Here is a 24,789-nt window from a genome sequence, read left to right on the forward strand (position 1 = left end):
CGAGAGCGGCTTCGGCGAGAGCGGCTTCGGCGAGGCCGGCCCCGCCGATCTCGCCGCGTCCAGCGCACGGCTGCTCGCGAGCCTGCGGGAGTCCGCGCCGCTCGTGCACTGCATCACGAACAGCGTGGTCACGAACTTCACCGCGAACGCGCTGCTCGCGATCGGCGCCGCCCCGGCGATGGTCGACATCCGCGTCGAGGCCGGCCTGTTCGCCGGCATCGCGTCGGGGCTGCTCGTGAACCTCGGCACGCCCCACGAGGAGCAGCGCGACGCCGCGCGAGAGGCCGTGGCCGCCGCATCCGCCGCCGGCACGCCGTGGGTGCTCGACCCCGTCGCGATCGGCGCCCTGCCGGTGCGCACGGCCCTCGCGCGCGAACTCGTCGCGCAGCGACCGACCGCGATCCGCGGCAACGCGAGCGAGATCATCGCGCTCGCGGGTGCGGGCGCCGGCGGGCGCGGCGTCGACGCGGCCGACAGCACGGATGCCGCCGCCGAGGCGGCCGCGCACCTCGCGCTCGCCCACGGCGCGGTGGTCGCCGTGTCCGGCCCCGTCGACCTCATCACCGACGGGCGTCGCACCGCGCGCATCGCGAACGGCGACGCGGTGCTCACGCGCATCACGGGCGGCGGCTGCGCGCTCGGCGCGGTGACGGCGGCGTTCCTCGGCGCGGCTCGCGGCACCGACGACGACGCGTTCGCGGCGACCGTGGCCGCCACCGTCGTCTACACGGTCGCGGCCGAGATCGCGGCCGCCGGCTCGGCCGGACCGGGCAGCTTCGGCCCCGCCTTCCTCGACGCGCTCGCGCTCGTCACGCCCGAGACCGTCGTCGCCCGCGCGAAGGTCTCCGTGACGGATGCGGCGCCGGCCGCAGAGACCGCCGAGGCGACCGCATGACCGCCCGCACCGCCCTCGACCTCTCGATCACCCTCGTCACCGATGCCGCCCTCTGCGGGCCGCGAGGGGTCGCCGCCGTCGTGGCCGACGCCGTCGACGGCGGCGTGCGCGTCGTGCAACTCCGCGACAAGGCCGCGACTCACGACGACCTGCTGCGCCAGCTCGAGGCGCTCGCGATCGCGATCGACGGGCGCGCAGCGCTGCTCCTGAACGACCGGGTCGACGTCGCGGCGGCCGCTCGCGCGCGCGGGCTGCCGGTCGACGGCGTGCACCTCGGACAGGGCGACACCGCGGCATCCGTCGCCCGTGAGCTGCTCGGCGACGACGCGGTCGTCGGCCTCACCGCGAATGCGCGCGAACACCTCGAGGCCCTGCGCCGGATGCCCCGCCGCGACGTCGACTACCTCGGCGTCGGCGTCATCCGTCCGACGACGACGAAACCCGACCATCCGCCGGCGCTCGGCATCGACGGGTTCGCGCGGTTCGCGGCCGAGGCCGAGCTTCCGTGCGTCGCGATCGGCGGCATCACCCTGGCGGATGTCGCCGCGCTCCGCGACGCGGGCGCGGCCGGGGTCGCGGTCGTGTCGGCGCTCTGCGCCGCGCCCTCGCCGCGCGACGCCGCCGCGGAGTTCGCCGCGGCCTGGGGTGCACGATGAGCGCGGGCGTGGGCGCCGACCTCGCAGCGGGCGCACGCCGGGTGCCGCGCGTGCTCAGCATCGCGGGCAGCGACCCGTCGGGCGGTGCCGGCATCCAGGCCGACCTCAAGTCGATCGCGGCAGCCGGCGGCTACGGCATGAGCGCCGTCACCGCCCTCACTGCGCAGAACACGCGCGGCGTGCGCGGAGTGCACGTGCCGCCGGCCGCGTTCCTCGGCCAGCAGCTCGACGCGATCGGCGACGACATCACGGTCGACGCGGTGAAGATCGGCATGCTCGCGAACGCGTCCGTGATCGACGTCGTCGCCGACTGGCTGCGACGGACGGAGGTGCCGATCGTGGTGCTCGATCCGGTCATGGTGGCCACGAGCGGCGACCGGCTGCTCGACGCCGATGCCGAGGCGGCCCTGCGCGAGCTGCTCCCCCTCGCCGACCTGATCACCCCGAACCTGCTCGAGCTCGCGGTGCTGGCCGGCGAGGCGCCGGCCGCGACCTGGGCCGAGGCGATCGCGCAGGCCGAGGCGGTCTCCGCCGCCACGGGCGCGCGCGTGCTCGCGAAGGGCGGACACCTCGCGGGCGCCGACGCTCCCGACGCACTCGTGCACGCGGCATCCGCCACCGTCGTCGAGTTCGCGGGTGCCCGCATCGCGACGACCGCGACGCACGGCACCGGATGCTCGCTGTCGTCGGCGATCGCGACGCTGCAGGCCGAACTCGGCGACTGGACCGAGGCGGTCGGCGAGGCGCGGCGGTGGCTGCGCGAGTCGCTCCGCCACGGCGAGGCGCTCGAGGTCGGCGGCGGCCACGGGCCCGTGAGCCACTTCGCGGGGCTCTGGTCGCGCGGCGGCCTGCGCACCGCACCGACCACAGGCGAGATCGAGGCCGAGTGGTGGTCGGGCATCGCCGACGTGCGCGCCGCCATCGACGACCTGCCCTTCATCTGCGGGCTCGCCGACGGCACGCTCGAGCGCGAGCCGTTCCTCGGTTACCTCGCGCAGGACGCGCTCTACCTGCGCGACTACGCCCGCGTGCTCGCCGAGGCCTCGCGCCTGGCACCGGATGCCGCGGCGCAGGCGTTCTGGGCGTCCTCGGCGCACGGCGCCCTCGTCGGCGAGCTCGAGTTGCACGCGTGCTGGCTCACCGACGCTGCCGGCGCCGAGGGCCCGGGCACCGAGGGCGACGGTGCGGATGCCGCGGCGGATCCCCTGCGCGCCGCCGCGACGTTCGCCGCCGAACCCGATGCCACGACGACGGCCTACCTCGACCACCTGCTCGCGACCGGCGCCCGCGGCGACTACGCCGTGCTCGTCGCGGCGCTGCTCCCGTGCTTCTGGATCTACGTCGACCTCGGCGAGCGCCTCGCCGCCGGCGCGTTCGGCGAGCGCGCGCTCGACCCGGGGCATCCGTACGCGTCGTGGCTGGCGACGTACTCCGATCCGGGATTCGCCGTCGCGACGCGCGAGGCGATCGACCTCGTCACCCGCCTCGCGGCGAGCGCGACGCCCGCCCATCGAGCGGCCATGCACCGGGCGTTCCGCGCGTCGGCCGAGCACGAGCTCGCGTTCTTCGCGGCGCCGCTGCTCGAACGATCGGCGGCGCAGCCCGTGGCGGCGGCGACGCGCTGACGGGCTCGCGTCAGCGCAGTTGCACGAGCCGGGTCATGTCGTCGGCGGGCAGGTCGTCGGCGGTCGCGGTGACCGTGATCCCGTCGAGGTTCGCCGCACCGCCGTACGAGCTGAGGAACGCCGTGTCGGCGGCGTCGCGCCCGGTCGAGATGCGCAGCAGCGTCGACCGGGGCGCGAGCGCCGTCGCGTCGACGACGTGCCACGCGCCGTCGACGTGCGCCTCGGCGACGGCGTGGAAGTCCATCGGGTCCAGGCCGGGCGCGTACACGGCGGCGAGCCGTGCGGGCACGTCGAGCCCGCGCAGCAGCGCGATCACGAGGTGCGCGTAGTCGCGGCACACGCCCTGCCGGGCGAGCAGGGTCTGCACGGCGCCGTCGGTCGGGCCGCTCGATCCGGGCACGTACGACAGGCGCGTGCCCACCCACGACGAGACGGCGTCGAGCAGCGCATGCCCGTCGAGGCCGCCGAACTCGGCGAACGCCGTCGGCCCGAGGGTGTCGGACTCGCAGTACCGACTCGGCCGCAGGTACTCCACGAGGTCGAGGGCCCGCTCGGGCGCGACGTCGAGCGCGCCGTCGACGGTCGCGGAGTACGAGAGCGACAGCGACCCGGACTCGGCATCGACGACGTGCAGGCGACTGCCCGCGGCATCCGCCAGCTCGACCGCCTCGACCGGGGAGCCGTCGGAGCGGAGGTCGAGCCGCTCGCTCGCAGGCTCACCGGCGACGGCGACCATGAACACGAGACGCGCAGGAGCCTCGACGGTCAGCCGGATGTCGGCGGAGACGGTTCGTCGCATGGTGGTGCCCCTCGTTCATCGTCGTCGCTGAATCGCGTCAAGACGTGCCGAGCGGCACCCGCCCATTCTGCCGGTCGCCGCGCAGGATCGGAAGCGCCATGTCCGCGTGGCCGGTTGCGCCATCGGGGGCGGCGGCGTTGACTTGGGCCATGCGCGTCGTCATCGCCGGAGGCCACGGAAAGATCGCACTCATCCTCGAGCGGCTGCTCGCCGACGCCGGGCACGAGCCCGTCGGGCTCATCCGCAACCCCGATCACGCCGACGACATCGCGGCCGCGGGGGCGGTGCCGGTCGTGCTCGACCTCGAGGCGGCATCCGTCGACGAGGTCGCCGCCGTGCTCGCGGGAGCGGATGCGGCCGTCTTCGCCGCCGGAGCCGGACCGGGCAGCACGGCCGAGCGCAAGCTCACGGTCGACCGCGACGGCGCGATCCTGCTGTCCGCGGCCGCCGAGCGGGCCGGCGTCGCCCGCATCGTGATCGTCTCCGCCATGCGCGCCGACGACTTCGACCCCGACTCAGACGACGTGTTCCAGATCTACCTCCGCGCCAAGAGCGAGGCCGATGCCGCCGTGCGCGCGAGTTCGCTCGACTGGACCGTCGTGCGGCCCGGCTCCCTGACCGACGCACCGGCGACCGGGCTCGTCGCGGTCGGCGCGCGCCTGCCCGGCGGCTCGATCAGCCGGGCGGATGTCGCAGCCGTCGTCGCGGCGGTGCTGACGACGGGTGCGGCCTCGCGCACGCAGTTCGACCTCACCGCGGGCGACGAGTCCGTCGCCGCAGCCCTCGCGACCCTCGACTGACCCGATGGCCGTCCTCGACAACCTGCGGGCATCGAAGCGCCTGCCGGTGCTGCAGGTCGCGAAGACGTCGGTCGCGACCATCGCCGCATGGCTCATCGCGGGCGCGCTGATCCCTGCGCAGCTGCCGGTGTTCGCGGCGATCGCGGCGCTGCTCGTCGTGCAGCCGAGCGTGAACCAGTCGCTCGGCAAGGGCATCGAGCGCTCCATCGGCGTGATGCTCGGCGTCATCGTGGCCTCGACGCTGTCGCTCGTGTTCGGCACGAGCTCGTGGATCGTGCTCGTCGCGGTGCTCGTGGCGATGTTCATCGCCTGGAGCCTGAAGATGGCCCCGGCGACGGGCAACCAGGTCGCGATCTCGGCGATGCTCACGCTCGCGCTCGGCGCGTCGACGCCGAACTACGCGCTCGACCGCGTGCTCGAGACCCTCATCGGCGCTGCGATCGGCATCATCGTGAACGCGGCGATCGTGCCGCCGGTGGCGATCGCGCCGGCCCGCAACGAGGTCGCCCTGCTCGGCGGCGAGCTCGCGGCATCCGCCGATCGCCTGGCGACCGCGCTCGAGACGACGCAGTCGCGCGCCGACATCGAGGCGCTCATGATCGAGGCCCGACTGCTGCGGCCGATGCGCGACGCCGCCGATGCCGCGATCGCCGCGGGCACCGAGTCGCTGACGCTGAACCCGCGCCGGTCGGCCCACCGCGAGGAACTGGCGCAGCTGCGCGCCCTGCTCGAACGTCTCGGCCCGATCGTGACGCAGGTCATCGGCATGACGCGCGCGTTCGCCGACCACTACGACGAGTCCCTCCACGACGAGCCGACCGTGCGCGCGATCGCCGAGCAGCTGCACCGCGTGGCCCACGACATCCGGCTCGCGGCCCGCGTGGCCGAACCCGAACCCGAGCCGATGACCTCGATGGTGCCCGCGCTCACGTCCGCGCTCGTCGTGCGCCCCCCGACCTCGTCGCACTGGATCCTCATCGGCTCGCTGATGGAGGACCTGCGACGCATCCGTGAAGAACTGGGAGCGGAGTCCTGATGACCGATGCGAGCGACGCGAGCGAACCCGTGCGGCCGCGCGGGTTCGACTTCTTCAGCGCGGGCGAGCTGCCCGCCCCGAACCTGTCGGGCGCCGAGGTGGCCGCGATCCTCGCCGACGAGTGGGGGCTCGAGGTCGAGCTCCGTTCGCTCGGCAGCCAGCAGGACCAGAACTTCCTCGCCCTCGCGCCCGGCACGGGTGAGCCCGTCGGCGTCGTGAAGGTCACGAACCCGGCCTTCACCGCGACCGAGCTCGCCGCGCAGGACGCCGCCGCCCTGCGCATCGCCGAGCACGCCTCCGAGCTGCGCGTGGCCACCACGACGACGGATGCCGCGGGCCGGCCGCGCTCGGTCGTCGCCGACACGAGCGACGGGCTGCGCAGCATCCGCGTGATCTCCTTCCTCGACGGCGGGACGCTCACCGGCAGCGCCTACCTCCCGCCGCGCACGGTCGCCCGCCTGGGCGAGCTCGCCGCGCGCACGAGCCTCGCGCTCGCGGACTTCGAGCACGACGGCCTCGACCGCGTGCTGCAGTGGGATCCGCGCTTCGCCGATCGCGTCGTCGACCTGCTCGCACCCCATCACCCCGACGCGAGCCGGCGCCGACAGGTGACGGATGCCGCGGCCTCCGCCTGGGCGCGCCTCGCCGCGCTCGCGCCCGACCTGCCCATGCAGGCCGTGCACCTGGACCTCACCGACGACAACGTCGTGCGCGCCGCCGACGGCGGTCTCGCCGGCGGAGTCCCTCGCGGGCTCCCCGACGGGCTCATCGACTTCGGAGACGTCACCCGGTCGTGGGCGGTCGCCGAACTCGCGATCACGATCTCGTCGGTGCTGCACCACGCGGGGGCCGAGCCGGTCTCGGTGCTGCCCGCGATGCGAGCCTTCCACGCGCTGCGGCCGCTCTCGTCGGCCGAGGTCGCCGCCGTCTGGCCGCTCGTCGTCGTGCGCGGCGCCGTGCTCGTGGTCAGCGGCGAGCACCAGGTGCAGCTCGACGGCGGCGAGAACGCCTACGCCGCAGACGGCCTCGAGCGCGAGTGGCGCATCTTCGAGCGGGCGACGTCGGTGCCCGTCGAGGTGATGACGGCCGTCATCGCGGCGGCACTCGGCGTCGAACTCGACCAGGCCCACGCGGGCTCGCCGCTCGAGGTCGACGCCGACGCGTTCTCCCGCCTCGTGCACGGCCTCGAGCCCTCGCGGGTGGCCGTGCTCGACGTCTCGATCATGTCGCCCGACGTCGACGCGGGCGCGTGGCTCGACGGCGAGGAGCTCGAGGCACGACTCGCCCGCGCGGCGCTCGACCGAGCCGTCGACGCGGCCGTGCTCCCCCGCGCCGTCCCGCGCCTCACGGCCGCGCGCGTGCGCGCCGACTCCTCCTCCGCCACCGTGCCGACCGGCCTCGACGTCTGGTTCCGCGCGACGACCGCGTTCACGAGCCCCGCGAACGGCATCGTCACGACCTCGGGCACGGGGCTCGTCTCCGTCGAGCTCGCCGGCGGGGTCCGGCTCGACCTCGACGCGACCCGCGCCGACGAACCGCATCGCGCCCTCGCGAACGCCCCCGGCTCGGGCACGAAGGTCGCCGCCGGGTCGCCGCTCGGCACCGCGGCATCCGGCGCCCGCATCCGCATCCGCCTGCAGCGCAGCGACGCGCCGCCCGCGCCGCACACCGTGCGCCCCGAGGTCGCGGCCGGCTGGCTGGCGCTCACGGCAGACCCGGCGCCGCTGCTCGGCCTCGCGGCATCCGACGTGGCGTCCGATGCCGGTTCCGCCGCGGCATCCGACGCCGCAGCCCTGCTCGAGCGCCGCGAGGCGAGCCTCGCCGAGGTGCAGGAGCACTACTACGCCGCCCCGCCGCGCATCGAGCGCGGCTGGCGCGAGCATCTGGTGGCCACCGACGGCCGCGTCTCCCTCGACATGGTGAACAACGTGACGCCCCTCGGGCACGGGCACGTGGGGGTGGCCGACGCGGTGAGCGCGCAGCTGCGCCGGCTCAACACGAACTCGCGCTTCCACTACGGCGCGGTCGTCGAGTACGCCGAGCGGCTCGCGGCCCTCGCGCCCGACGGCCTCGACACGGTCTTCCTCGTGAACTCCGGCTCCGAGGCGACCGACCTCGCGATCCGCATCGCGCTCGCGGCGACCGGCCGGCGCGATGTCGTCGCGATCCTCGAGGCGTACCACGGCTGGACCTACGCCTCGGATGCCGTGAGCACCTCGGTCGCCGACAACCCGAACGCGCTCGCCACCCGGCCCGACTGGGTGCACGCGGTCGACGCCCCGAACCCGTTCCGCGGCGTGCACCGAGGGGCGGATGCCGCGCGCTACGCACCCGAGGCCGCCGCCCGCATCGCCTCGCTGGCCGCCGAGGGCCGGCCGCCGGCGGCGTTCATCTCGGAGACGTTCTTCGGCAACGCCGGCGGCATCCCCCTGCCCGACGGGTACCTCTCGGGCGTCTACACGGCCGTGCGCGCGACCGGCGGACTCGCGATCGCCGACGAGGTGCAGGCGGGGTTCGGGCGGCTCGGGCACTGGTTCTGGGGCTTCGAGCAGCAGCACGCGGTGCCCGACGTCATCGCCGTCGCCAAGGCCGCCGGCAACGGCTACCCCCTCGGCGCCGTCATCACGACGCGGGAGATCGCGGACGCCTTCCGCAGCCAGGGGTACTTCTTCTCCTCGACCGGCGGCAGCCCGGCGTCCAGCGCGGCCGGGCTCGCGGTGCTCGACGCCTTCCGCGACGAGCACCTGCAGCAGAACGCGCTGCGCGTCGGCACCCGGCTCAAGGAGCGCCTCGAGGAGCTCGCGACGCGGCATCCGCTCATCGGAGCCGTGCACGGGCTGGGCCTCTACCTGGGCGTGGAGTTCGTGCGCGACCGGGCCACGCTCGAGCCCGCGACCGCCGAGACGGCCGCGATCTGCGACCGTCTCCTCGAGCTCGGCGTGATCATGCAGCCGACGGGCGACCACCAGAACGTGCTGAAGGTGAAGCCGCCGCTCTGCCTCGACGACGCGTCGGCCGACTTCTTCGTCGCGATGCTCGACCGGGTGCTCACCGAAGGCTGGTGAGCGCCGCCGGGTGAGCGCCAGGCGGCGAGCGCGGCGAGGCCCGTGGGCACCGCCGTCGACTCGGGGCGGCCGACCTCGATGTCAACCCCCTCCGTGTCGATCGAAGGTTCGATGCATCGGTCGTGCGACCTGCCTAGGCTGGCGATATCCGACCGGGATCCGCACGACGACGGCAGGAGTGGCGATGACGAGGCTCGACCGAACGAACGAGGGTCGCGAGACGACCGGGGGCACGACCGCGGCATCCGGCTACGACCTGTTGCGGCAGATCGCGGTCGCCGTGAGCGCGGTGCTCGCCGTGATCGGCTCGTTCATCGGCTCGGGCGCGGCCGGCGGCCAGCGCGTGCAGGATGCCGCAGGCGGTGCGCTCGCGGCGGACGCGACGCTCGTCGCCCCCGGCGGCGGCGCGTTCGCCATCTGGTCGCTCATCTACTTCGGGCTGCTGGCCTACGCGGTGTGGCAGTTCCTGCCCGCCCAGCGCAACGCCGAACGGCACCGCCGGCTCGGCTGGTGGGTCGCCGCGTCGATGCTGCTGAACGCGGCGTGGATCCTCAGCGTGCAGGCCGACCTGCTCTGGCTGAGCGTGCCGATCATCGTGGTGCTGCTCGTCGTGCTCATCATCGCGTTCCGCCGCAGCCTGCTCCTTCCGCCGCGCTCCGCCGTCGACGCGACCATCACCGACGGCACCATCGGCCTGTACCTCGGGTGGGTCTGCGTCGCGACGGTCGCGAACGTCGCCGCGGTGCTCGTCGCGGCGGGATTCGACGGCTGGGGCATCCCGCCCGAGACCTGGGCCGTGGCGATGGTCGCCGTGGCCGGCCTCGTGGGCATCGCCCTCGCGGTGTGGGACCGGGGCCGCATCGCCCCGACCCTGTCGCTCGGCTGGGGCCTCTCGTGGATCGCGGTCGCCCGCCTCACCGACGAGCCGGCCTCGACCGTCACGGGCGTGGCCGCGATCATCGCGGTGGTGGCCGTGGTGCTCGTGACGGTCGCGATGCGCATCGTCGCCGTCAAGCGCCCCCAGAGCTCGCTCCGCCGCCACCGGGGCTAGGCTGCGGGAATGGCCGCTCGCCCGTTCCGTCGCGGTGACCGCGTGATCCTCATCCACGAGCCTGCGCGCCCCGACGCGGCCGACCCGGCCGATGCGGATGCCGCGACCGGGTCGGATGCCGCATCCGGCGCACTCACGGCTCCCGTCTACGTCCTCGTGCACGGCCTCGGCATGGGCCACGAGTACTGGGGCGACCTCGTCGACCAGCTCGCGCGCACCGGACGCGTGCTCGCGCTCGACCTGCCCGGCTTCGGCGACTCGCCGAAGCCCCGCACCGTCCCGTCCATCGCCGAGTCCGCCGAGCTCCTCGTCGCCATGCTGCGGTCCGAGGGACTCCGCCGGCCGGTGCTCGTCGGCCACTCGAGCGGCGCCCAGGTCGTCGCGGAGGCCGCGGCGCGGCATCCGGACCTCGTCGACCGCGTCGTGCTCATCGCGCCGGCGGTGAACCCGCGGGAGCGCACGCTGCTGCAACAGGCCGCCCGGTTCGCGCAGGACGTCGCGGTGATCGATCCGACCGCGCTCGAGGTGGGCGCCCAGGCGTACCTCGAGAGCGGGCTCGGCTGGACGATCGCGAACCTGCGCCCCATGCTCGCGCACCGCATGGAGCTCGTGCTGCCGACGGTCCGCGCCGACACGCTCGTCATCCGCGGCGCGGACGACCGCGTCGTGCCCCAGTACTGGGCGGAGGCGGTGGCGAGCCTCGTCCCGAACGCCGGGTTCGCGGAGATCGCCGACCGCGGGCACGAGGCGACGGGCCGTCACGACGGGCCGCTGCACCAGCTCATCGCGGGCCACGCGCGCGGTGAGTCGGTCGGCCGCACGCTCGCCGTGCACGAGCGCCGGGCCGCCCTGTCGACGTCGCTCGGCGGCGGCACGGGCGCGCGCATCGGCTGGATCCTCCGCGACTACGCATTCGGCTTCCGTCGACGCCTCGTGCAGCTCACCGCGCGGCGCCCGCCCGCGCGCTGGCGGCATGGCGATCCGACCCTGCCCGACGTCGTGCTCGCGCCCGGCGTGCACGAGCACTGGAGCTTCCTCATCCCGCTCGCCGATGCGCTGAACGGCGCCGGCCACCGCATCACGATCGTGCACGGCCTCGGCATGAACCGCCTGCCCGTCGCCGAGACCTCGCGACGGCTGCAGTCCGCACTCGCGAGGGTCGCCCCTCCGGCCGGCGGGCGCGTCATCGTCGCGCACAGCAAGGGCGGCCTCATCGCCAAGCATCTCCTGGCCGACCTCGAGCGCGGCACCGGACCGTCGGGGGCCGACGGACGAAGGCTCCTCGGCGTGCGCGGCGCCGTCACCCTCGCGACCCCGTACGCCGGTTCCGCGCGGGCGAGGTGGTTCCTCGACCCGAGCATGCGCGCGTTCCTGCCCACGGATGCCACGATCCTCGAGCTCCAGCGCTCGGCGAGCGTGAACGCCCGCATCGTCTCGATCTTCGGCACGCTCGATGCGCACGTGACGGAGGGCAGCGCGCTGCCCGGCGCGACGAACGTGATCGTCCCGGCTGCAGGGCATTTCCGCCTCACGGCCTCGCCCGCGGCGCATCGTGCCGCGGTCGAGGGCGTCGCGGCGATCGCCGCCCTCGGGGCGTGAGCACCCGCCCCGATCGGCTGCCCCCGGTGCCTGCGACGATCGGGGCTCCGAGGCGAGATCCGAGGCGTGATCCGGCGCGCCCGGCCGGGCGTCGCTCGCTGCAGGGCCGCCCCCGCGATCCCTAGACTGAGCGCGTGCTCCCCGCTGTCATCCTGCTCGCCGCCGTGCCTGCGATCGTCATCTTCGCACTCGGCGTCACGGCGCGCATCGTGTCTCGTCAGCCGGTGACCTCCCCGGTGGCGCAGTTCACGCCCGGACGCGGCGCGTCCGTCCTGCGCGACGCACTCCTCATCGAGGCCGACCGCCGCGCCGTCACCGCGGTGCTCATCGATCTCGCCGTCACGCGCAAGGTGCGCATCCTCGCCGGCGTGACGAAGCGCGACCCGATCGGCATCGAACTGCAGCCCGGCGCGACGCTCTCCGCCGACGAGTTCTCGGTGCTCGAGGCGCTCTTCGGACCCGAGCACACCGGCACGCGGGTGCGCCGCTTCACCTCCGACCGCCGGGCCCTGTCGGCGCGGCTGAAGTCGGTCGTGCGCGACGCCTCGTACGGCCTCGCCCGCGAGGGGCTGATCGCACCGAAGCGCGTCACGTGGCCCGGCACGACGCTCACCGTGCTCGCCTACCTCGGCATGCTCGTCGAGGCGCTGTTCATCGTCTTCACCCTGGTCGCCGGCGACTGGCCGGCCCTCATCACCACGATCGCGGCCCTCGCGGTCACGATCGCGACGATCATCGTGACGCCCGCGTCGTGGCGTCACTTCCTCCCGCCCGCGCACGAGCGGCGCGAGCACCTCGACGGGCTGCGCCAGTACCTCGAACTCGCCGAGTCCAACCGCATGCGCGCCCTCCAGTCGCCGAGCACCGCCGAGCTGATCCCCCACCCGACGGATGCCGCGGGCCCGGCGGATGCCGCGACGCCCACGGCGTCCGCCGGGAGCACGCCCGCCTCTGGGCCCGTGGCCGACGCCGTCGCGCGATTCCACCTGCACGAGCGGCTGCTGCCGTACGCGGTGCTCTTCGGCGTGGAGCGCGACTGGATCCGGGTGCTGCAGCTCGACGTGCAGACGCTCGAGCGCACGAACCTCGACACGCTCGGCGACCTCGCCGACGGCACCGCCGACCTGGCCGACGTCGCTGCGCAGCTCGCCGACCTCACGATGCTCGTCGGCCACGTCGCCGACCTGACCGCCTCGGTCGGCGACCTCGTCGACCCGTCGGGCGACCTCATCGACCTGGCCGACGGCCTCGGCGGCACCCTCGGGGCGTTCGAATGAGCACCGACGACGCGATCCGCATCGAGGTCCGCGACGACTCCGGCGCCCCGCTCGGCGGCGTCGACTCGGTGTCGGCGCGCTACGGCCGCCCGGCCGGGGCGTGGGCCACGCTCGTCGTCGCCCACGGCGCGGGCGCCGGCATGGAGCATCCGTTCCTCGCGGGGTTCGCCCGTGCCGTGCAGGAACTCGGCGTCGCGACCCTGCGCTTCGACTTCCCGTACCGCGAGGCCGCACGCAGGTTCCCCGATCGCCCGCCCGTCGCGATCGCGACCTGGCGCGCCGCCATGGAGGTCGCGGCTGCCCGCGCCGCCGACGCCGGACGCCCCGACGAGCCGATCTGGGCCTCGGGCAAGTCGTTCGGCGGCCGCATGGCGTCGATGGCCGTCGCCGACGGCATGCCCGCGGCCGGGCTGGCGTTCCTCGGCTATCCGCTGCACGCGCCCGGAAAGCCCGAGAAGCCGCGCGACGAGCACCTGCCCGCGGTCGAGGTGCCGATGCTGTTCCTGCAGGGCCGCAACGACCCCTTCGCGAGCCCGAACGCGCAGCTCGACGACCTCGTCGCGCGACTGGCCTCGACCTCCCCGGCACCGGTCGCCCTCGAGTGGATCGAGAACGCGAACCACTCCTTCGAGGTCAAGGGGATGAAGCGCCCCGCCGCCGAGGTGGGCGCCTCGCTCGCGGCATCCGTCGTCGCGTTCATGCGCGCGAACCCCGCCTGAGCCGCAGCCTCCTGGTCCGTCGAAGCCGACCTGCCGAAGCCGACCTGCCGAGGCAGGGGCCTCTGGACGCGAGTGGACGACGACGGCCTCGGGGGCGATCAGGCCCCGACGTACGCCGCCAGGTGCGTTCCCGTGAGGGTCGCCGCATCGGTGGACGCCGCCGCCACGAGGTCGGCCGGCGTGCCCTCGAACACGATGCGACCGCCGTCGCGGCCGGCACCGGGGCCGAGGTCGATGATCCAGTCGGCGTGCGCCATGACCGCCTGATGGTGCTCGATGACGATGACCGAGTTGCCGTCGTTCACGAGCCGGTCGAGCAGGGCGAGCAGCCGGTCGACGTCGGCCAGGTGCAGACCGGTCGTCGGCTCGTCGAGCACGTAGATCGTGCCGGTCTTCGCCATGCTGATCGCGAGCTTCAGGCGCTGGCGCTCACCGCCCGAGAGCGTGTTGAGCGCCTGCCCGAGGCCGAGGTAGCCGAGGCCGACGTCGGAGAGCCGCTGCAGGATGACCCGCGCCGGCTTCTCGGTGAGGTACTCGAGCGCGGCGTCGACCGAGAGCGCGAGCACCTCGGCGATGTTCAGGCCGTTGAGCCGGTACTCGAGCACCTCGGCGGTGAACCGCTTGCCGCCGCACTCCTCGCACACGCTCGAGACGGTGGACATGGGGCCGAGCTCGACGAACACGAGCCCGATGCCCTTGCAGTTCGGGCAGGCGCCGGCCGAGTTCGCGCTGAAGAGCGCGGGCTTCACGCCGTTCTCCTTGGCGAACGCCTTGCGGATCGTGTCGAGCAGGCCCGTGTACGTGGCCGGGTTCGAGCGGATCGAGCCGCGGATGGGCGACTGGTCGACCACGACGACGTCGGAGTGCTTCGGCACGTTGCCGTGGATGAGCGAGGACTTGCCCGACCCGGCGACGCCCGTGACGACGGTGAGCACCCCGAGCGGGATGTCGACGTCGACCCCGGTGAGGTTGTGCTGCTCGGCGCCGCGGATCTCGAGCGCGCCGGATGCCTCGCGCACGGACTCGCGCAGCGTGGCCCGGTGGTCGAGGTGCCGACCCGTGAGCGTGTCGGAGGCCCGCAGCCCGTCGACGTCGCCCTCGAAGCAGATCTCGCCGCCGCGCGTGCCGGCGCCCGGCCCGAGGTCGACGACGTGGTCGCCGATGACGATGACCTCGGGCTTGTGCTCGACGACGAGCACGGTGTTGCCCTTGTCGCGCAACTGCAGGAGGAGCCGGTTCATGCGCTGGATGTCGTGGGGGTGCAGCCCGACCGTGGGCTCGTCGAACACGTACGTGACGTCGGTGAGCGAGGAGCCGATGTGGCGGATCATCTTGACGCGCTGCGCCTCGCCGCCCGAGAGGGTGCCGGCGGGCCGGTCGAGGCTCAGGTAGCCGAGCCCGATCTCGACGAAGGAGTCGACGTTCTGCCGGAGGTTCGCGATGAGCGGCGCCACCCCCGGGTCGTCGATGTCGGAGATCCAGGCGGCGAGGTCGGAGATCTGCATCGACGCGGCATCCGCGATGTTGATGCCCTTGATCTTGGAGGAGAGGGCCTCGCGGTTGAGGCGCGCACCGCCGCACTCGGGGCAGGCCGTGAAGGTGACGGCACGGTCGACGAACGCGCGGATGTGCGGCTGCATCGCGTCGCGGTCTTTGGAGAGCAGGCTCTTCTGCAGCTTCAGCACGAGCCCCTCGTAGGTCATGTTGATGCCCTGCACCTTGACCTTCGTGGCCTCCTTGTAGAGGAAGTCCTGGCGTTCGGCCTCGGTGTAGTCGCGGATCTTCTTGTCGGGGTCGACGAAGCCCGACTCGGAGTAGATGCGCACCATCCAGCCGTCGGCCGTGTAGCCCGGAATGGTGATGGCCCCCTCGGCCAACGACTTGTCGCGGTCGAAGAGCTCGTCGAGGTCGACGTCGTTGACCTGCCCGGTGCCCTCGCACCTCGGGCACATGCCGGCCGGCACGTTGAAGCTGAAGTGGAAGCTCGCGCCGACGTAGGGCTGCCCGATGCGCGAGAACAGGATGCGCAGGAGCGCGTAGACGTCGGTCGCGGTGCCGACCGTCGACCGCGAGTTCGCGCCCATGCGCTCCTGGTCGACGATGATCGCCGCCGAGACGTTGCGCAGGCTGTCGACCTCGGGCCGGGGCTGGGTCGTCATGAACGACTGGATGAACGTGGAGTAGGTCTCGTTGATGAGGCGCTGCGACTCGGCCGCGATGGTGCCGAAGACGAGGCTCGACTTGCCCGAGCCCGACACGCCCGTGAAGACGCTGAGCCGGCGCTTCGGGATGTCGAGCGAGATGCCCTTGAGGTTGTTCTCGTGGGCGCCGCGCACCTCGATGACGTCGTGCGCGTCGGCGATGTGCCTCCCCTGCGGTGCGGCCTCGCCGGCGGTTGCGGTCTGCTCGGTCGCGCTCATGGTGCCCCTCTCGTGCGGCGTGCCCGCGGTTCTCGATTCTGGCAGGCGCCGCCGACATCCGCACCGAGTCGGCCGTGCCTCGGCCCGAGCGATCCGCCGCCTTCCGCACATGCCGGTCAGAGGCTCGCCCGCGTACGCTGAGGCCATGTCCCAGAAGCCACGTCGCACTGCGCGGTGGCTGCTGCCCGCGGTCGCGGGCGTCGCCTCCGTCGTCGTGGCCGCCGGGGTCGGCGAGCTCGCCGCGGCGGTGCTCGCATCCGCCTCGAGCCCCTTCGCCGTGGTCGGCTCGATGATGATCGACCTCGCCCCGCCGTGGGCGAAGGATGCCGCGATCGCCCTCTTCGGCACCGACGACAAGGCCGCCCTGCTCGTGGGCATCGCGCTCGTGCTGCTCGTGATCGCCGCGGTGGCCGGGGTGCTCGAGGCCCGCCGTCCGCCGTGGGGGCAGGTCGTGATCTGGGCGATCGGCGCGGTCGGCGTGCTCGCCGCCGTGACCCGGGCGAACGCCTCGATGCTCGCGTTCGCCCCGTCGGCGCTGGCCGCGATCGCCGGCGTCATCACGCTGCGTCTGCTCGTGCGGCGCCTCCCGGCTGCCGCGACCGCGCCGAATCCGGGCCCGGGTCCGGGCACCGACCCGGACCCGGGCTCCACCACCCGAGCGGATGCCACGGGCACGACCACCCCCGCCGCGACGGCGTTCGACCGGCGACGGTTCCTCGGCTGGGCGGGCGGCGCGGCCGCGATCGGCGTCCTCGCCGCGGTCGGCGGGTACGCGATGCAGGCCGGGTCGCGGGCGGTCACGGCCGTGCGCGACGCGATCACGCTGCCGAAGCCGACGGCCGCGGCATCCGTGCCCCAGGGCGCCGAGCTCGGCATCGACGGCCTCTCGCCGGTCGTCACGCCGAACGCGCAGTTCTACCGCATCGACACGGCCCTCGCCGTGCCCGCGGTCGAGCCGGCCGATTGGAGCCTCCGCATCCACGGGGACGTCGAGCAGGAGGTCACCCTCACCTGGGACGAACTGCTCGCCCTGCCGCTCGAGGAGTCCGTCACGACGCTCGCGTGCGTGTCGAACGAGGTCGGCGGCGGGCTCATCGGCAACGCGGTCTGGCTGGGGTATCCGATCCGCGAGCTGCTCGCACGGGCCGTCCCCGGTTCGGATGCCGACATGGTGCTCTCGCGGAGCATCGACGGCTTCACGGCGTCGACGCCGCTCGAGGTGCTGCAGGACGACCGCAACGCGATCCTCGCGGTGGGCATGAACGGCGAGCCGCTGCCCTCGGAGCACGGGTTCCCGGTGCGCATGGTGGTGCCGGGCCTCTACGGATACGTCTCGGCCACGAAGTGGGTGACCGAGCTCGAGGTCACGAGGTTCGACGCGGCATCCGCCTACTGGACGGATCGCGGCTGGAGCGAGCACGGTCCCATCAAGCTGTCGTCGCGCATCGACGTGCCGCGCTCGGGTCAGGGGGTCTCGGCGGGCCAGGTGGTCGTCGCCGGCGTCGCCTGGCACCAGCACGTCGGCATCGAGGCGGTCGACGTGCAGGTCGACGACGGCGGCTGGCAGCCCGCGACGCTCGCGACCGCGATCTCGGACGACACGTGGGTGCAGTGGCGCTTCGACTGGGATGCCGAGCCCGGCTCGCACGTGCTGCGGGTGCGCGCCACGGGCGCCGACGGCGAGGTGCAGACCTCGAAGGAGCAGGGCGTCGTGCCTGACGGCGCGACCGGCCTGCACGAGCGCACGGTCAGCGTCTCCTGACGCCCGCCGCCTGACGCCGCGAATCGTCGCCCTCTCGGAGTCAGCGCGCCGTGTAGCCGCCGTCGACCAGGTGGTAGCTGCCCGTGATGAAGCTGGCTCCGTCGCTCGCGAGGAACGCCACCAGGTGCGCGACCTCATCGGCTTCGCCGAGGCGGCCGAGCGGATGCATCCCGACCAGGAACTGCTTCGCCGCGTCGTCGAGGTTCGCGTCGATGAGCGGCGTCTTGATGAAGCCGGGGCCGACGGAGTTCACGCGCACGCCCTGGTCGGCGTACTCGAGCGCCGCGTTCTTCGTGAGGCCGACGACGCCGTGCTTGGCGGTGACGTAGGCCGACGAGTTCGCGAATCCGACGCTCCCGAGGATCGACGCGACGTTGACGACGGCGCCGCCGCCGTTGGCCGCGATCGCCGGCAGCTGCCGCTTCATGCCGTGGAAGATCGAGTTGAGGTTGATGTCGATGACCTTCGCCCAACTGTCGTCGGGGTAGTCGCCGACCAGGGCGGATGCGCCGCCGATGCCCGCGTTGTTCACCGCGATGCGCAACGGTGCCAGACGGTTCGCCGCCTCCACCGAGGCGTCGATCCAGGCGGCGTCGGTGACATCGCCGACGGATGCCTCGGCGCGGCCGCCGGCATCGGTGATCTCCGCGACGACGGATGTCGCGTGGTCGCCGTCGAGGTCGTTCACGATCACCGAGGCGCCGCTGTCGGCGAGCCGCAGGGCGATCGCGCGCCCGATGCCGCTGCCCGCCCCGGTCACGATCGCGGATCGTTCGGATACGTCGTACACAGCCATGGTCGAGTCCCTTCTCGCGGGTGGAAGGCCGACCCGATCGAACGCAGCTCGACCCGTCTCCCACGCTACGCCGCGACCCGGCATCCGCCAGGGGGTTGTGCCGGCGATCGAATCCGGCTCGCGGAACCCTGATGCCCCTCGCCCGCGCTGCCCGCGCTGCCCGCGCTGCCATGCACGCCACCCACGCCGCCGAGGACGCGCACCACGCCCGATCACTCACGAATCAGGCGTGACCCGTCCTCCACAGCTGCAGCACGTGCGGCCCCCGCTCCCAGCTCGGTCCGAGCGAGGCCGCGGCCGGCGGCCAGGGGGAGGGTTGCTTCCGGGAAACGGCGCCACATCGCCACATCGCCACATGATTCCCAATCACCACACCGGGGAGCACCGTCATTGCAGACCTTTCCCTCCGGATCGCCACATCGCCACATCGCCACATCACCCGCCGCCACCTCGCCCCGTGGGAGCCCCGCCCCGTCGCCCCGTCGCCGCATCGCCACAGCGCCACATCGCCACATCGCCACATGATTCTCAATCACCACACCGGGGAGCACCGTCATGGCAGACCTTTCCATCCGGATCGACGTCGGGACCGCGCGTCTCGTGGCGGAACTCGCCCACCTCATGGAGACGTCGAAGAAGGCGGTGATGGCCGATGCGGTCGCCGGGTACGCGCAGGCGGCTTCCGGCGCTCGCGAATGGGCGGATCCGCTACGGCGATCTCTCGCCTCGTGAGCGGCTCATGCTGCGGCGCGACGAATTGCTCAGGCTGTTCGAGCAACAGGGGGCGTCGAACGTGCGCTTGCTCGATGCCATGATTCCGACGAGCCCCGGAGCGGCGATCGCTGCTCTCGGCAACGGGCCGTCCGATGACGGCGTCGTCGTACGCGGTGAGCAGCACGACGGACCCGATGACCCCGACCGAGGCGACAGGGTCGACGACCCCGACGGGGTTCACGACCTCGGCCAGAGCATCGTGCTGCTCGCCGAGACCGACATCATGCTGGACGGCGAGGCGGCGCCGATGCTCGAGGAGGTCGCCCGCCGACTGCTCGCCGTGCCCGTGGAGGTGATCTCCGCGACGGCGCTCGCGCTCTTCGCTCCCGAGCGACTCGAGCGGCTCGTCGCGGCGTCGGCCCCGCTCTGACGATGGTTGCCGGCGCCGCTCAGGCGAGGCGGGGCGTGCGCGGCGGCTCGGTCCGGCGGGTCCCGGTCGCCTCGAAGGCGGCGGCGATGCGCAGCAGCGAGGTGTCGTCGTAGGCGCGGCCGGCGAACGTGAGGCCCACCGGCATCCGGATGTCGGCCATCGTGCCCATGGGCACGGTCACCGTCGGGATGCCGAGGTGGCGAGGCACCAGGTTGCCGTTCGCGACCCAGACGCCGTTGCGCCAGCCGAGGTCGGCGGATGCCTCGTTCACGTCCATGTCCGCGGGGCCGACGTCGGCGACGGCCGGGAAGAGGACGGCGTCGAGGCCGAGGCCGTCCATCCACGCCTCGAGGTCGACGCGGCGGGTCTCCTCGAGGCCGCGGAGGCCGGACTCGAGCTCGGGCATGTCGTCGAACGTCGCACCCGGGTGCGTGCGAACCCACTTCGGGTACTCCGCGATGTCGTCGTCGAAGCCCGTGTAGCGGTCGGGCAGCGCCCCCTCGGGGTGGGGGAACACGCGTGCGCCGTCGACGTCGGCCAACGTGGCGAGGGCCGGGTCGCCGTTGGCGTCGAGGAAGTCGTTCCACGCCCACGCCGACAGGTCGACGATCTCGCGATGCAGGAACTCGGGAGACACGAGGCCACGGGTCATGACCGTCGTCGCACCCGGACGATCACCCTCGTAGTTCGACACCACGGGGAAGTCGACGAGCACGACCTCGGCGCCGGCCGCCTCGAGGTCGCGGCGCGCGGCCTCCCAGAGCTCGATGACGGACGCGCGGGTCTCGATGCGCTGCCCGGTGGACCCGCCGATGCCGTTGACCTGGCCGGGCGCGGCGGTGCCGGCCTCGGGGTCGGCGTTCACGTACATGCGCGGGACGCCGAACCGCCGGCCCGCGAGCGCGGCATACGCGGCGGGCGCGGCATCCGCTTCGCCGTCGGCGACGGCCGCTGCGAGCCCGACGTAGGAGTCGGGCCGCACCTCGGAGGCCCTCGGGATCTCGATCCAGGGCTGCACCCGCCAGAAGTCGCCCCTGGTCTCGGCGTCGTCGGCGACGATCACGTCGAGCACCTCGAGCAGGTCGGCCATGGTGCGCGTGTGCGGCACGACGACGTCCATGGTCGGCACCAGCGGCCAGTTGCCGCGCACCGAGATCACGCCGCGCGAGGGCGTGTACGCGCAGAGCGCGTTGTTCGATGCGGGCGCCCGGCCCGACGACCAGGTCTCCTCGCCGAGCCCGAACGCCGCGAACGATGCGGCGGTCGCGGTGCCCGATCCGTTGGAGGATCCCGAGCCGAACGCCGACGTCAGGAAGTCCGCGGTGTACGGGCTCTCGGCGCGTCCGTAGACGCCGCGCTGCATGCCGCCGTTCGCCATGGGCGGCATGTTCGTGAGGCCGATGAGCACCGCTCCCGCGCCACGGAGTCGTTCGATCGTGAACGCGTCGCGCTGCGCGACGAGGTGCTCGAACGCGGGCGACCCGGCGGCCGCGGTCAGCCCCTTCGCGAGGTAGCTGTCCTTCGCCGTGTAGGGGATGCCGTCGAGCGGGCCGAGCACCTCGCCACGGGCACGGCGCGCGTCGGAGGCCTCGGCGTCGGCGCGGGCCTCGGGGTTCATCACGACGAGGGCGTTGAGCGCCGTCGGAGTGTCGGGCCCGTCGAACGCGGCGATGCGCGCGAGGTACGCGTCGAGCAGGCCGACGGCGGTGACGCGGCCCGACTCGAGCGCGGCGCGCAGGTCGGCGATCGCGGCCTCGACGACGTCGAACGCCCCGTCAGCCCAGGTCATCGTGCGGCCCCCCCTCGAGCGAGGGCTGCTGCTGCGTGATGCAGTGGATGCCGCCGCCGCGGGCGAAGATCTCGCGCGAGTCGACGGTGACGACCCGGCGTCCGGGGTAGGCGTCGGCGAGGATCTCGCGCGCCGCGGCATCCGCCCGCTCCTCGCCGAAGCCGCAGGCGATGACGCCGTCGTTCACGACGAGGTGGTTGACGTAGCTCCAGTCGACGAAGCCCTCGTGGTCGCGCAGGGTCTCGGGCGCCGGGAGGTCGACGATGTCGAAGGGGCGGCCCGCGGCATCCGCTTCGCCCTCGAGCTGGGCGCGCAGGGCCCGCGTGACCTCGAAGTCGGGGTGCTCGGGGTTGTCCTGCCGATGCAGCAGCAGGCGGCCGGGCGAGGGGATCGTCGCGACGATGTCGACGTGGCCGTTCGTGCCGAAGTCGTCGTAGTCGCGCTCGAGGCCGCGGGGCAGCCAGATCGCCTTCGTCGCGCCGATCGTGCGGGCGAGCTCGGCCTCGACGCGGGCCTTGTCGGCGTACGGGTTGCGGCGCGGGTCGAGCTGCACGGTCTCGGTGACGAGCACCGTGCCCTCGCCGTCGACGTGGATGCCGCCGCCCTCGTTCACGAGCACCGAGCTCACGAGTTCGGCGCCGACGCGGTCGGCGATGAAGCGGGCGATCTCCGCCGACTTCGTCCACTCGGCCCACTCGGGGGCGCCCCAGCCGTTGAAGATCCAGTCGACGGCGCCGAGCATGCCCGGGCGTTCGTCGTCGACGACGAACGTGGGGCCGAAGTCGCGCATCCAGAATTCGTCGAGCGGGGCCTCGACGAGCTCGATCGCGCCGTCGAGCATGCGACGGGCGCGGGCGGTCTCGGTCGGGTCGACGACCATCGTGAGCGGCTCGAACGGCACGATCGCGTTCGCGACGGCGCTCCAGGCGGCGTAGCCGGCCTCGCGCTCCGACTCGGTCTCGCCGAGGGTCAGGCCCTCGCGGGGGAACGCCATCCACGTGCGGTCGTGACGTGCGGTCTCTGCGGGCATGCGCCAGGTCATGCGGACACCTCCTGGGTGCGGTCGATGGCTGCGTGGTCGACGGCGGTGCGGTCGACGGTGCGGTGAGCGGATGCCGCGGGGCGCGCGGCGGGGTCGCGGTAGGGCTTCGTGGTCAGCCAGAGCGCGGCGTACAGGCCGCCCGCGAGCAGCGGGCCCACGATCGCCGAGAGGTCGGCGCCGCCGAGCGCCTCGGCGATCGGGCCGACGTAGAGCGTCGTGTTCGCCATGAGCACGGCCGTCGTGGTGGCGCCGACCATGGCGATGACGCCGGGCCAGAACACGCCGCCGCGGTACCAGAACGGGCTGCCGCGACGCTCGTCGGTGAGGGCCCGCCCGTCGTAGCGGTTGCGGCGCAGCATGATGTCGACCGCGTAGACCGCGACGAGCGGGCCGAGCACGGTGACCGCGAGCTCGAGCGAGGAGTTCAGCGCATCGAGGAAGCTCGGGGCGATGAACAGCAGCCAGGCGGCGGCCGCCGTCGCGGCGGCCCCGGTCACGACGACCGTGAGGGATCGCGGCATCCGGAATCCGAGTCCCTGGGCGTAGAGGCCGGTGGAGTATGCGACGAGCACGTTGTTCGTGATGCTCGAGAGCACGATCATCGCGAGGAAGACGGGCGTGAACCAGGCCGGCACGATCTCGGCGATCGTGAGCTGCGGATCGGTCATGTCGATGGCGGTGCCGGCGACGACGCCGAGCGTGCCGATGACGATCGCGGGGATGAAGCCGCCGAGCGCGGTCCACGTCGCGACCTTGCGCTTGGAGACGTCGGTCGGCAGGTACCGGGCGTAGTCGGCGCCGGTGCCCCACGACAGCGGGCTCGAGGCGACGATCGCGAAGCCGAGCAGCAGCATCGCCCAGTGCTCGCCGGGCTCGAGGGGCGCGGGCGAGTACGAGAAGTCGGCCGCGCCGAAGACGAACACGGCGAGCACGATGAAGACCACGGCGAGCGCGGCGGAGAAGTACGGGGCGAGCTTCAGGATCGTGGCGTGGCCGTAGATGCCGATCACGAAACTGAGCGCGGCGACGACGACGAGCACGCCCCACTCGGCGCCGGCCGGCAGCACGATGCCGATCTGCGCGACGAGCGCGAGGGCGGCCAGCGTCGCGAAGGCGATGTTGATGATCTCGTAGAAGATGCCGATGGCCACGCCGAGGCCGGCGCCGAACACGCGACTGCCGCGGATGCCGAACATGGCGCGCATGATCGCGACGCTCGGGGTGCCCGAGACGGGTCCGCTGATCGCGAGGAGCCCGACGGCCGCCCACCAGACGTTGCCGAGCACGGTGATGAGCAGGGCCTCCCAGATCGGCAGGCCGAGCAGCATGAGCACGCCGCCCACGACGAAGTACAGGTAGATGACGTTGGCCGACATCCACACCCAGAAGAGCTCGCGGGGCGTGCCGTGGCGCTCGTTCTCGGGGATGAAGTCGGCGCCGTGGGTCTCGACGTGGCCGGCGCGATCGGTCGTGGCGTCGGCGACGGGCCCGGCGGACGTGTTCGCATGCGGGTGCGGCGTGGCTGCGGCATCCGGGGTCGCGGTGGTGGTGTTGCTCATCGTTGAGGTGCTCTCTGCTCGTCGATCACTCGACAGGATCGGGGACTCGATCTACTATTGATCAGACGATCAATAAGTTGCAGCGACGCTACCGACACGAGGTCACCATGTCAAGACCGGTCCGCAAGAAGGCCGCCCGCAAGACTCCCGCCGAGCGATCGGCCGAGATCGCGGATGCCGCGCGCGACGTGGCCCTCGAGCACGGCCTCTACGGCGTGACGCTGCGCAGCATCGCCGCCCAGATCGACGTCGCCCCGGCCCTCGTCGCCCACTACGAGCCCAACATGGACACCCTCGTCGCGAACACGTTCGGCACGATCGTCGCGACCGAGCTGGTCGAGGTCGGCGAGCTCGTCGCCGAGCGCGAGAGCCCCAGAGCACGCCTCGCCCTGCTGCTCGAGACCCTGCTCGACGGCACCCGCGACGACGTCACCGGAATCTGGGTCGAGGCGTGGGCGCTCGGCCGGCGCAACGAGCCGCTCGCGCAGCGCGTGCGCGACGAGATGGACGACTGGCGGGCGTTCCTGCAGGGCATCATCGAGGCGGGCGTCGCCTCCGGGGAGTTCGAGACCGACGACGCGGCATCCGTCGCCTGGCAGGTGCTCGGCATGATCGACGGCCTGAACGCCCACGCGCTCGTGCGCTGGGAGCACTCGAGCGATCGCGGCACCCGCATCGGCCACGCCGTCGAGGGCATGCTCGGCCTGCATCGCGGGGTGCTCGCGACGCCGTGAGGCCGGGTGCGACGGCCGCCC

20 protein-coding genes are annotated in these 24,789 nt (G+C 73.3%); 14 read left to right on the plus strand and 6 right to left on the minus strand.

The window, feature by feature from the left end:
* Positions 1-70: 70 nt before the first annotated feature.
* The 3 genes from thiM to thiD are packed head-to-tail and all read left to right on the plus strand — an operon-like array spanning position 71 to position 3,176.
* The gene (gene thiM / locus ACR3IO_RS03150; RefSeq protein ID WP_434069835.1) at positions 71-895 is read left to right on the plus strand and encodes a hydroxyethylthiazole kinase; all 825 of its coding nucleotides are present in this window, start codon (positions 71-73) and stop codon (positions 893-895) included.
* Positions 892-1,551 carry a thiamine phosphate synthase gene (thiE, locus tag ACR3IO_RS03155; RefSeq protein WP_434069702.1) on the plus strand — a complete coding sequence of 220 codons (660 nt, stop codon included), beginning with the start codon at positions 892-894 and terminating at the stop codon, positions 1,549-1,551. Before thiM ends, thiE begins: the two co-directional genes overlap by 4 nt.
* A complete protein-coding gene (gene thiD, locus ACR3IO_RS03160; protein WP_434069703.1) occupies positions 1,548-3,176 on the plus strand; it encodes a bifunctional hydroxymethylpyrimidine kinase/phosphomethylpyrimidine kinase in 1,629 nt (542 codons plus the stop codon). Before thiE ends, thiD begins: the two co-directional genes overlap by 4 nt.
* A gap of 10 nt (positions 3,177-3,186) precedes the next feature.
* Here thiD and ACR3IO_RS03165 read toward each other — a convergent pair whose 3' ends face one another.
* The gene (locus ACR3IO_RS03165) at positions 3,187-3,975 is read right to left on the minus strand and encodes a transglutaminase-like domain-containing protein (RefSeq protein WP_434069704.1); all 789 of its coding nucleotides are present in this window, start codon (positions 3,973-3,975) and stop codon (positions 3,187-3,189) included.
* A 149-nt stretch (positions 3,976-4,124) separates the two neighbouring features.
* Between ACR3IO_RS03165 and ACR3IO_RS03170 the strand changes: the two genes are divergently transcribed.
* The 7 genes from ACR3IO_RS03170 (at position 4,125) to ACR3IO_RS03200 (ending at position 13,522) form a co-directional block, all read left to right on the plus strand.
* A complete protein-coding gene (locus ACR3IO_RS03170; RefSeq protein WP_434069705.1) occupies positions 4,125-4,775 on the plus strand; it encodes an NAD(P)H-binding protein in 651 nt (216 codons plus the stop codon).
* A 4-nt stretch (positions 4,776-4,779) separates the two neighbouring features.
* Complete coding sequence (locus tag ACR3IO_RS03175) at positions 4,780-5,811, plus strand: FUSC family protein (RefSeq protein WP_434069706.1); 1,032 nt, start codon at positions 4,780-4,782, stop codon at positions 5,809-5,811.
* Entirely contained in the window at positions 5,811-8,876 is a 3,066-nt protein-coding gene (locus ACR3IO_RS03180; RefSeq protein ID WP_434069707.1) for an aminotransferase, read from the plus strand. The genes ACR3IO_RS03175 and ACR3IO_RS03180 overlap by 1 nt, the downstream gene beginning before the upstream one ends.
* Before the next feature lie 184 nt (positions 8,877-9,060).
* Complete coding sequence (locus tag ACR3IO_RS03185; RefSeq protein ID WP_434069708.1) at positions 9,061-9,927, plus strand: tryptophan-rich sensory protein; 867 nt, start codon at positions 9,061-9,063, stop codon at positions 9,925-9,927.
* Positions 9,928-9,936: 9 nt separating this feature from the next.
* Entirely contained in the window at positions 9,937-11,526 is a 1,590-nt protein-coding gene (locus ACR3IO_RS03190; RefSeq protein ID WP_434069709.1) for an alpha/beta fold hydrolase, read from the plus strand.
* A 134-nt stretch (positions 11,527-11,660) separates the two neighbouring features.
* Complete coding sequence (locus ACR3IO_RS03195; RefSeq protein WP_434069710.1) at positions 11,661-12,803, plus strand: hypothetical protein; 1,143 nt, start codon at positions 11,661-11,663, stop codon at positions 12,801-12,803.
* Entirely contained in the window at positions 12,800-13,522 is a 723-nt protein-coding gene (locus ACR3IO_RS03200) for an alpha/beta hydrolase family protein (protein ID WP_434069711.1), read from the plus strand. Before ACR3IO_RS03195 ends, ACR3IO_RS03200 begins: the two co-directional genes overlap by 4 nt.
* A gap of 98 nt (positions 13,523-13,620) precedes the next feature.
* On the opposite strand, the gene ACR3IO_RS03205 is transcribed toward ACR3IO_RS03200, so the two are convergent.
* Complete coding sequence (locus ACR3IO_RS03205) at positions 13,621-15,942, minus strand: ATP-binding cassette domain-containing protein (protein WP_434069712.1); 2,322 nt, start codon at positions 15,940-15,942, stop codon at positions 13,621-13,623.
* 145 nt (positions 15,943-16,087) lie between these two features.
* Here ACR3IO_RS03205 and ACR3IO_RS03210 point away from each other — a divergent pair, with 145 nt between their 5' ends.
* Positions 16,088-17,704, plus strand: a complete 1,617-nt coding sequence (locus tag ACR3IO_RS03210; protein WP_434069713.1) for a molybdopterin-dependent oxidoreductase — start codon at positions 16,088-16,090, stop codon at positions 17,702-17,704.
* Between the two features lie 40 nt (positions 17,705-17,744).
* Here ACR3IO_RS03210 and ACR3IO_RS03215 read toward each other — a convergent pair whose 3' ends face one another.
* Positions 17,745-18,500: an SDR family NAD(P)-dependent oxidoreductase gene (locus ACR3IO_RS03215; RefSeq protein ID WP_434069714.1), complete on the minus strand. Its 756-nt coding sequence runs from the start codon at positions 18,498-18,500 to the stop codon at positions 17,745-17,747.
* A gap of 555 nt (positions 18,501-19,055) precedes the next feature.
* Between ACR3IO_RS03215 and ACR3IO_RS03220 the strand changes: the two genes are divergently transcribed.
* Positions 19,056-19,232, plus strand: a complete 177-nt coding sequence (locus tag ACR3IO_RS03220; protein ID WP_434069715.1) for a hypothetical protein — start codon at positions 19,056-19,058, stop codon at positions 19,230-19,232.
* A gap of 67 nt (positions 19,233-19,299) precedes the next feature.
* Entirely contained in the window at positions 19,300-19,644 is a 345-nt protein-coding gene (locus ACR3IO_RS03225; protein WP_434069716.1) for a hypothetical protein, read from the plus strand.
* A 19-nt stretch (positions 19,645-19,663) separates the two neighbouring features.
* On the opposite strand, the gene ACR3IO_RS03230 is transcribed toward ACR3IO_RS03225, so the two are convergent.
* From ACR3IO_RS03230 to ACR3IO_RS03240, 3 genes are read right to left on the minus strand one after another with little or no spacing between them, the layout of a single operon-like run.
* Positions 19,664-21,433 carry an amidase gene (locus tag ACR3IO_RS03230; protein ID WP_434069717.1) on the minus strand — a complete coding sequence of 590 codons (1,770 nt, stop codon included), beginning with the start codon at positions 21,431-21,433 and terminating at the stop codon, positions 19,664-19,666.
* On the minus strand, positions 21,420-22,475 hold the full coding sequence (locus ACR3IO_RS03235; RefSeq protein WP_434069718.1) for an agmatine deiminase family protein: 1,056 nt from the start codon (positions 22,473-22,475) through the stop codon (positions 21,420-21,422). The genes ACR3IO_RS03230 and ACR3IO_RS03235 overlap by 14 nt, the downstream gene beginning before the upstream one ends.
* Positions 22,472-24,034 (minus strand): purine-cytosine permease family protein, encoded by a 1,563-nt coding sequence (locus ACR3IO_RS03240; protein ID WP_434069719.1) that lies wholly within the window; start codon positions 24,032-24,034, stop codon positions 22,472-22,474. Before ACR3IO_RS03240 ends, ACR3IO_RS03235 begins: the two co-directional genes overlap by 4 nt.
* A 107-nt stretch (positions 24,035-24,141) precedes the next feature.
* Between ACR3IO_RS03240 and ACR3IO_RS03245 the strand changes: the two genes are divergently transcribed.
* Complete coding sequence (locus ACR3IO_RS03245; RefSeq protein WP_434069720.1) at positions 24,142-24,768, plus strand: TetR/AcrR family transcriptional regulator; 627 nt, start codon at positions 24,142-24,144, stop codon at positions 24,766-24,768.
* Positions 24,769-24,789: the final 21 nt, after the last annotated feature.

It is taken from the genome of Agromyces sp. Marseille-Q5079 (assembly GCF_051016555.1).
In the GTDB taxonomy this organism is placed as follows: Bacteria; Actinomycetota; Actinomycetes; order Actinomycetales; family Microbacteriaceae; genus Agromyces.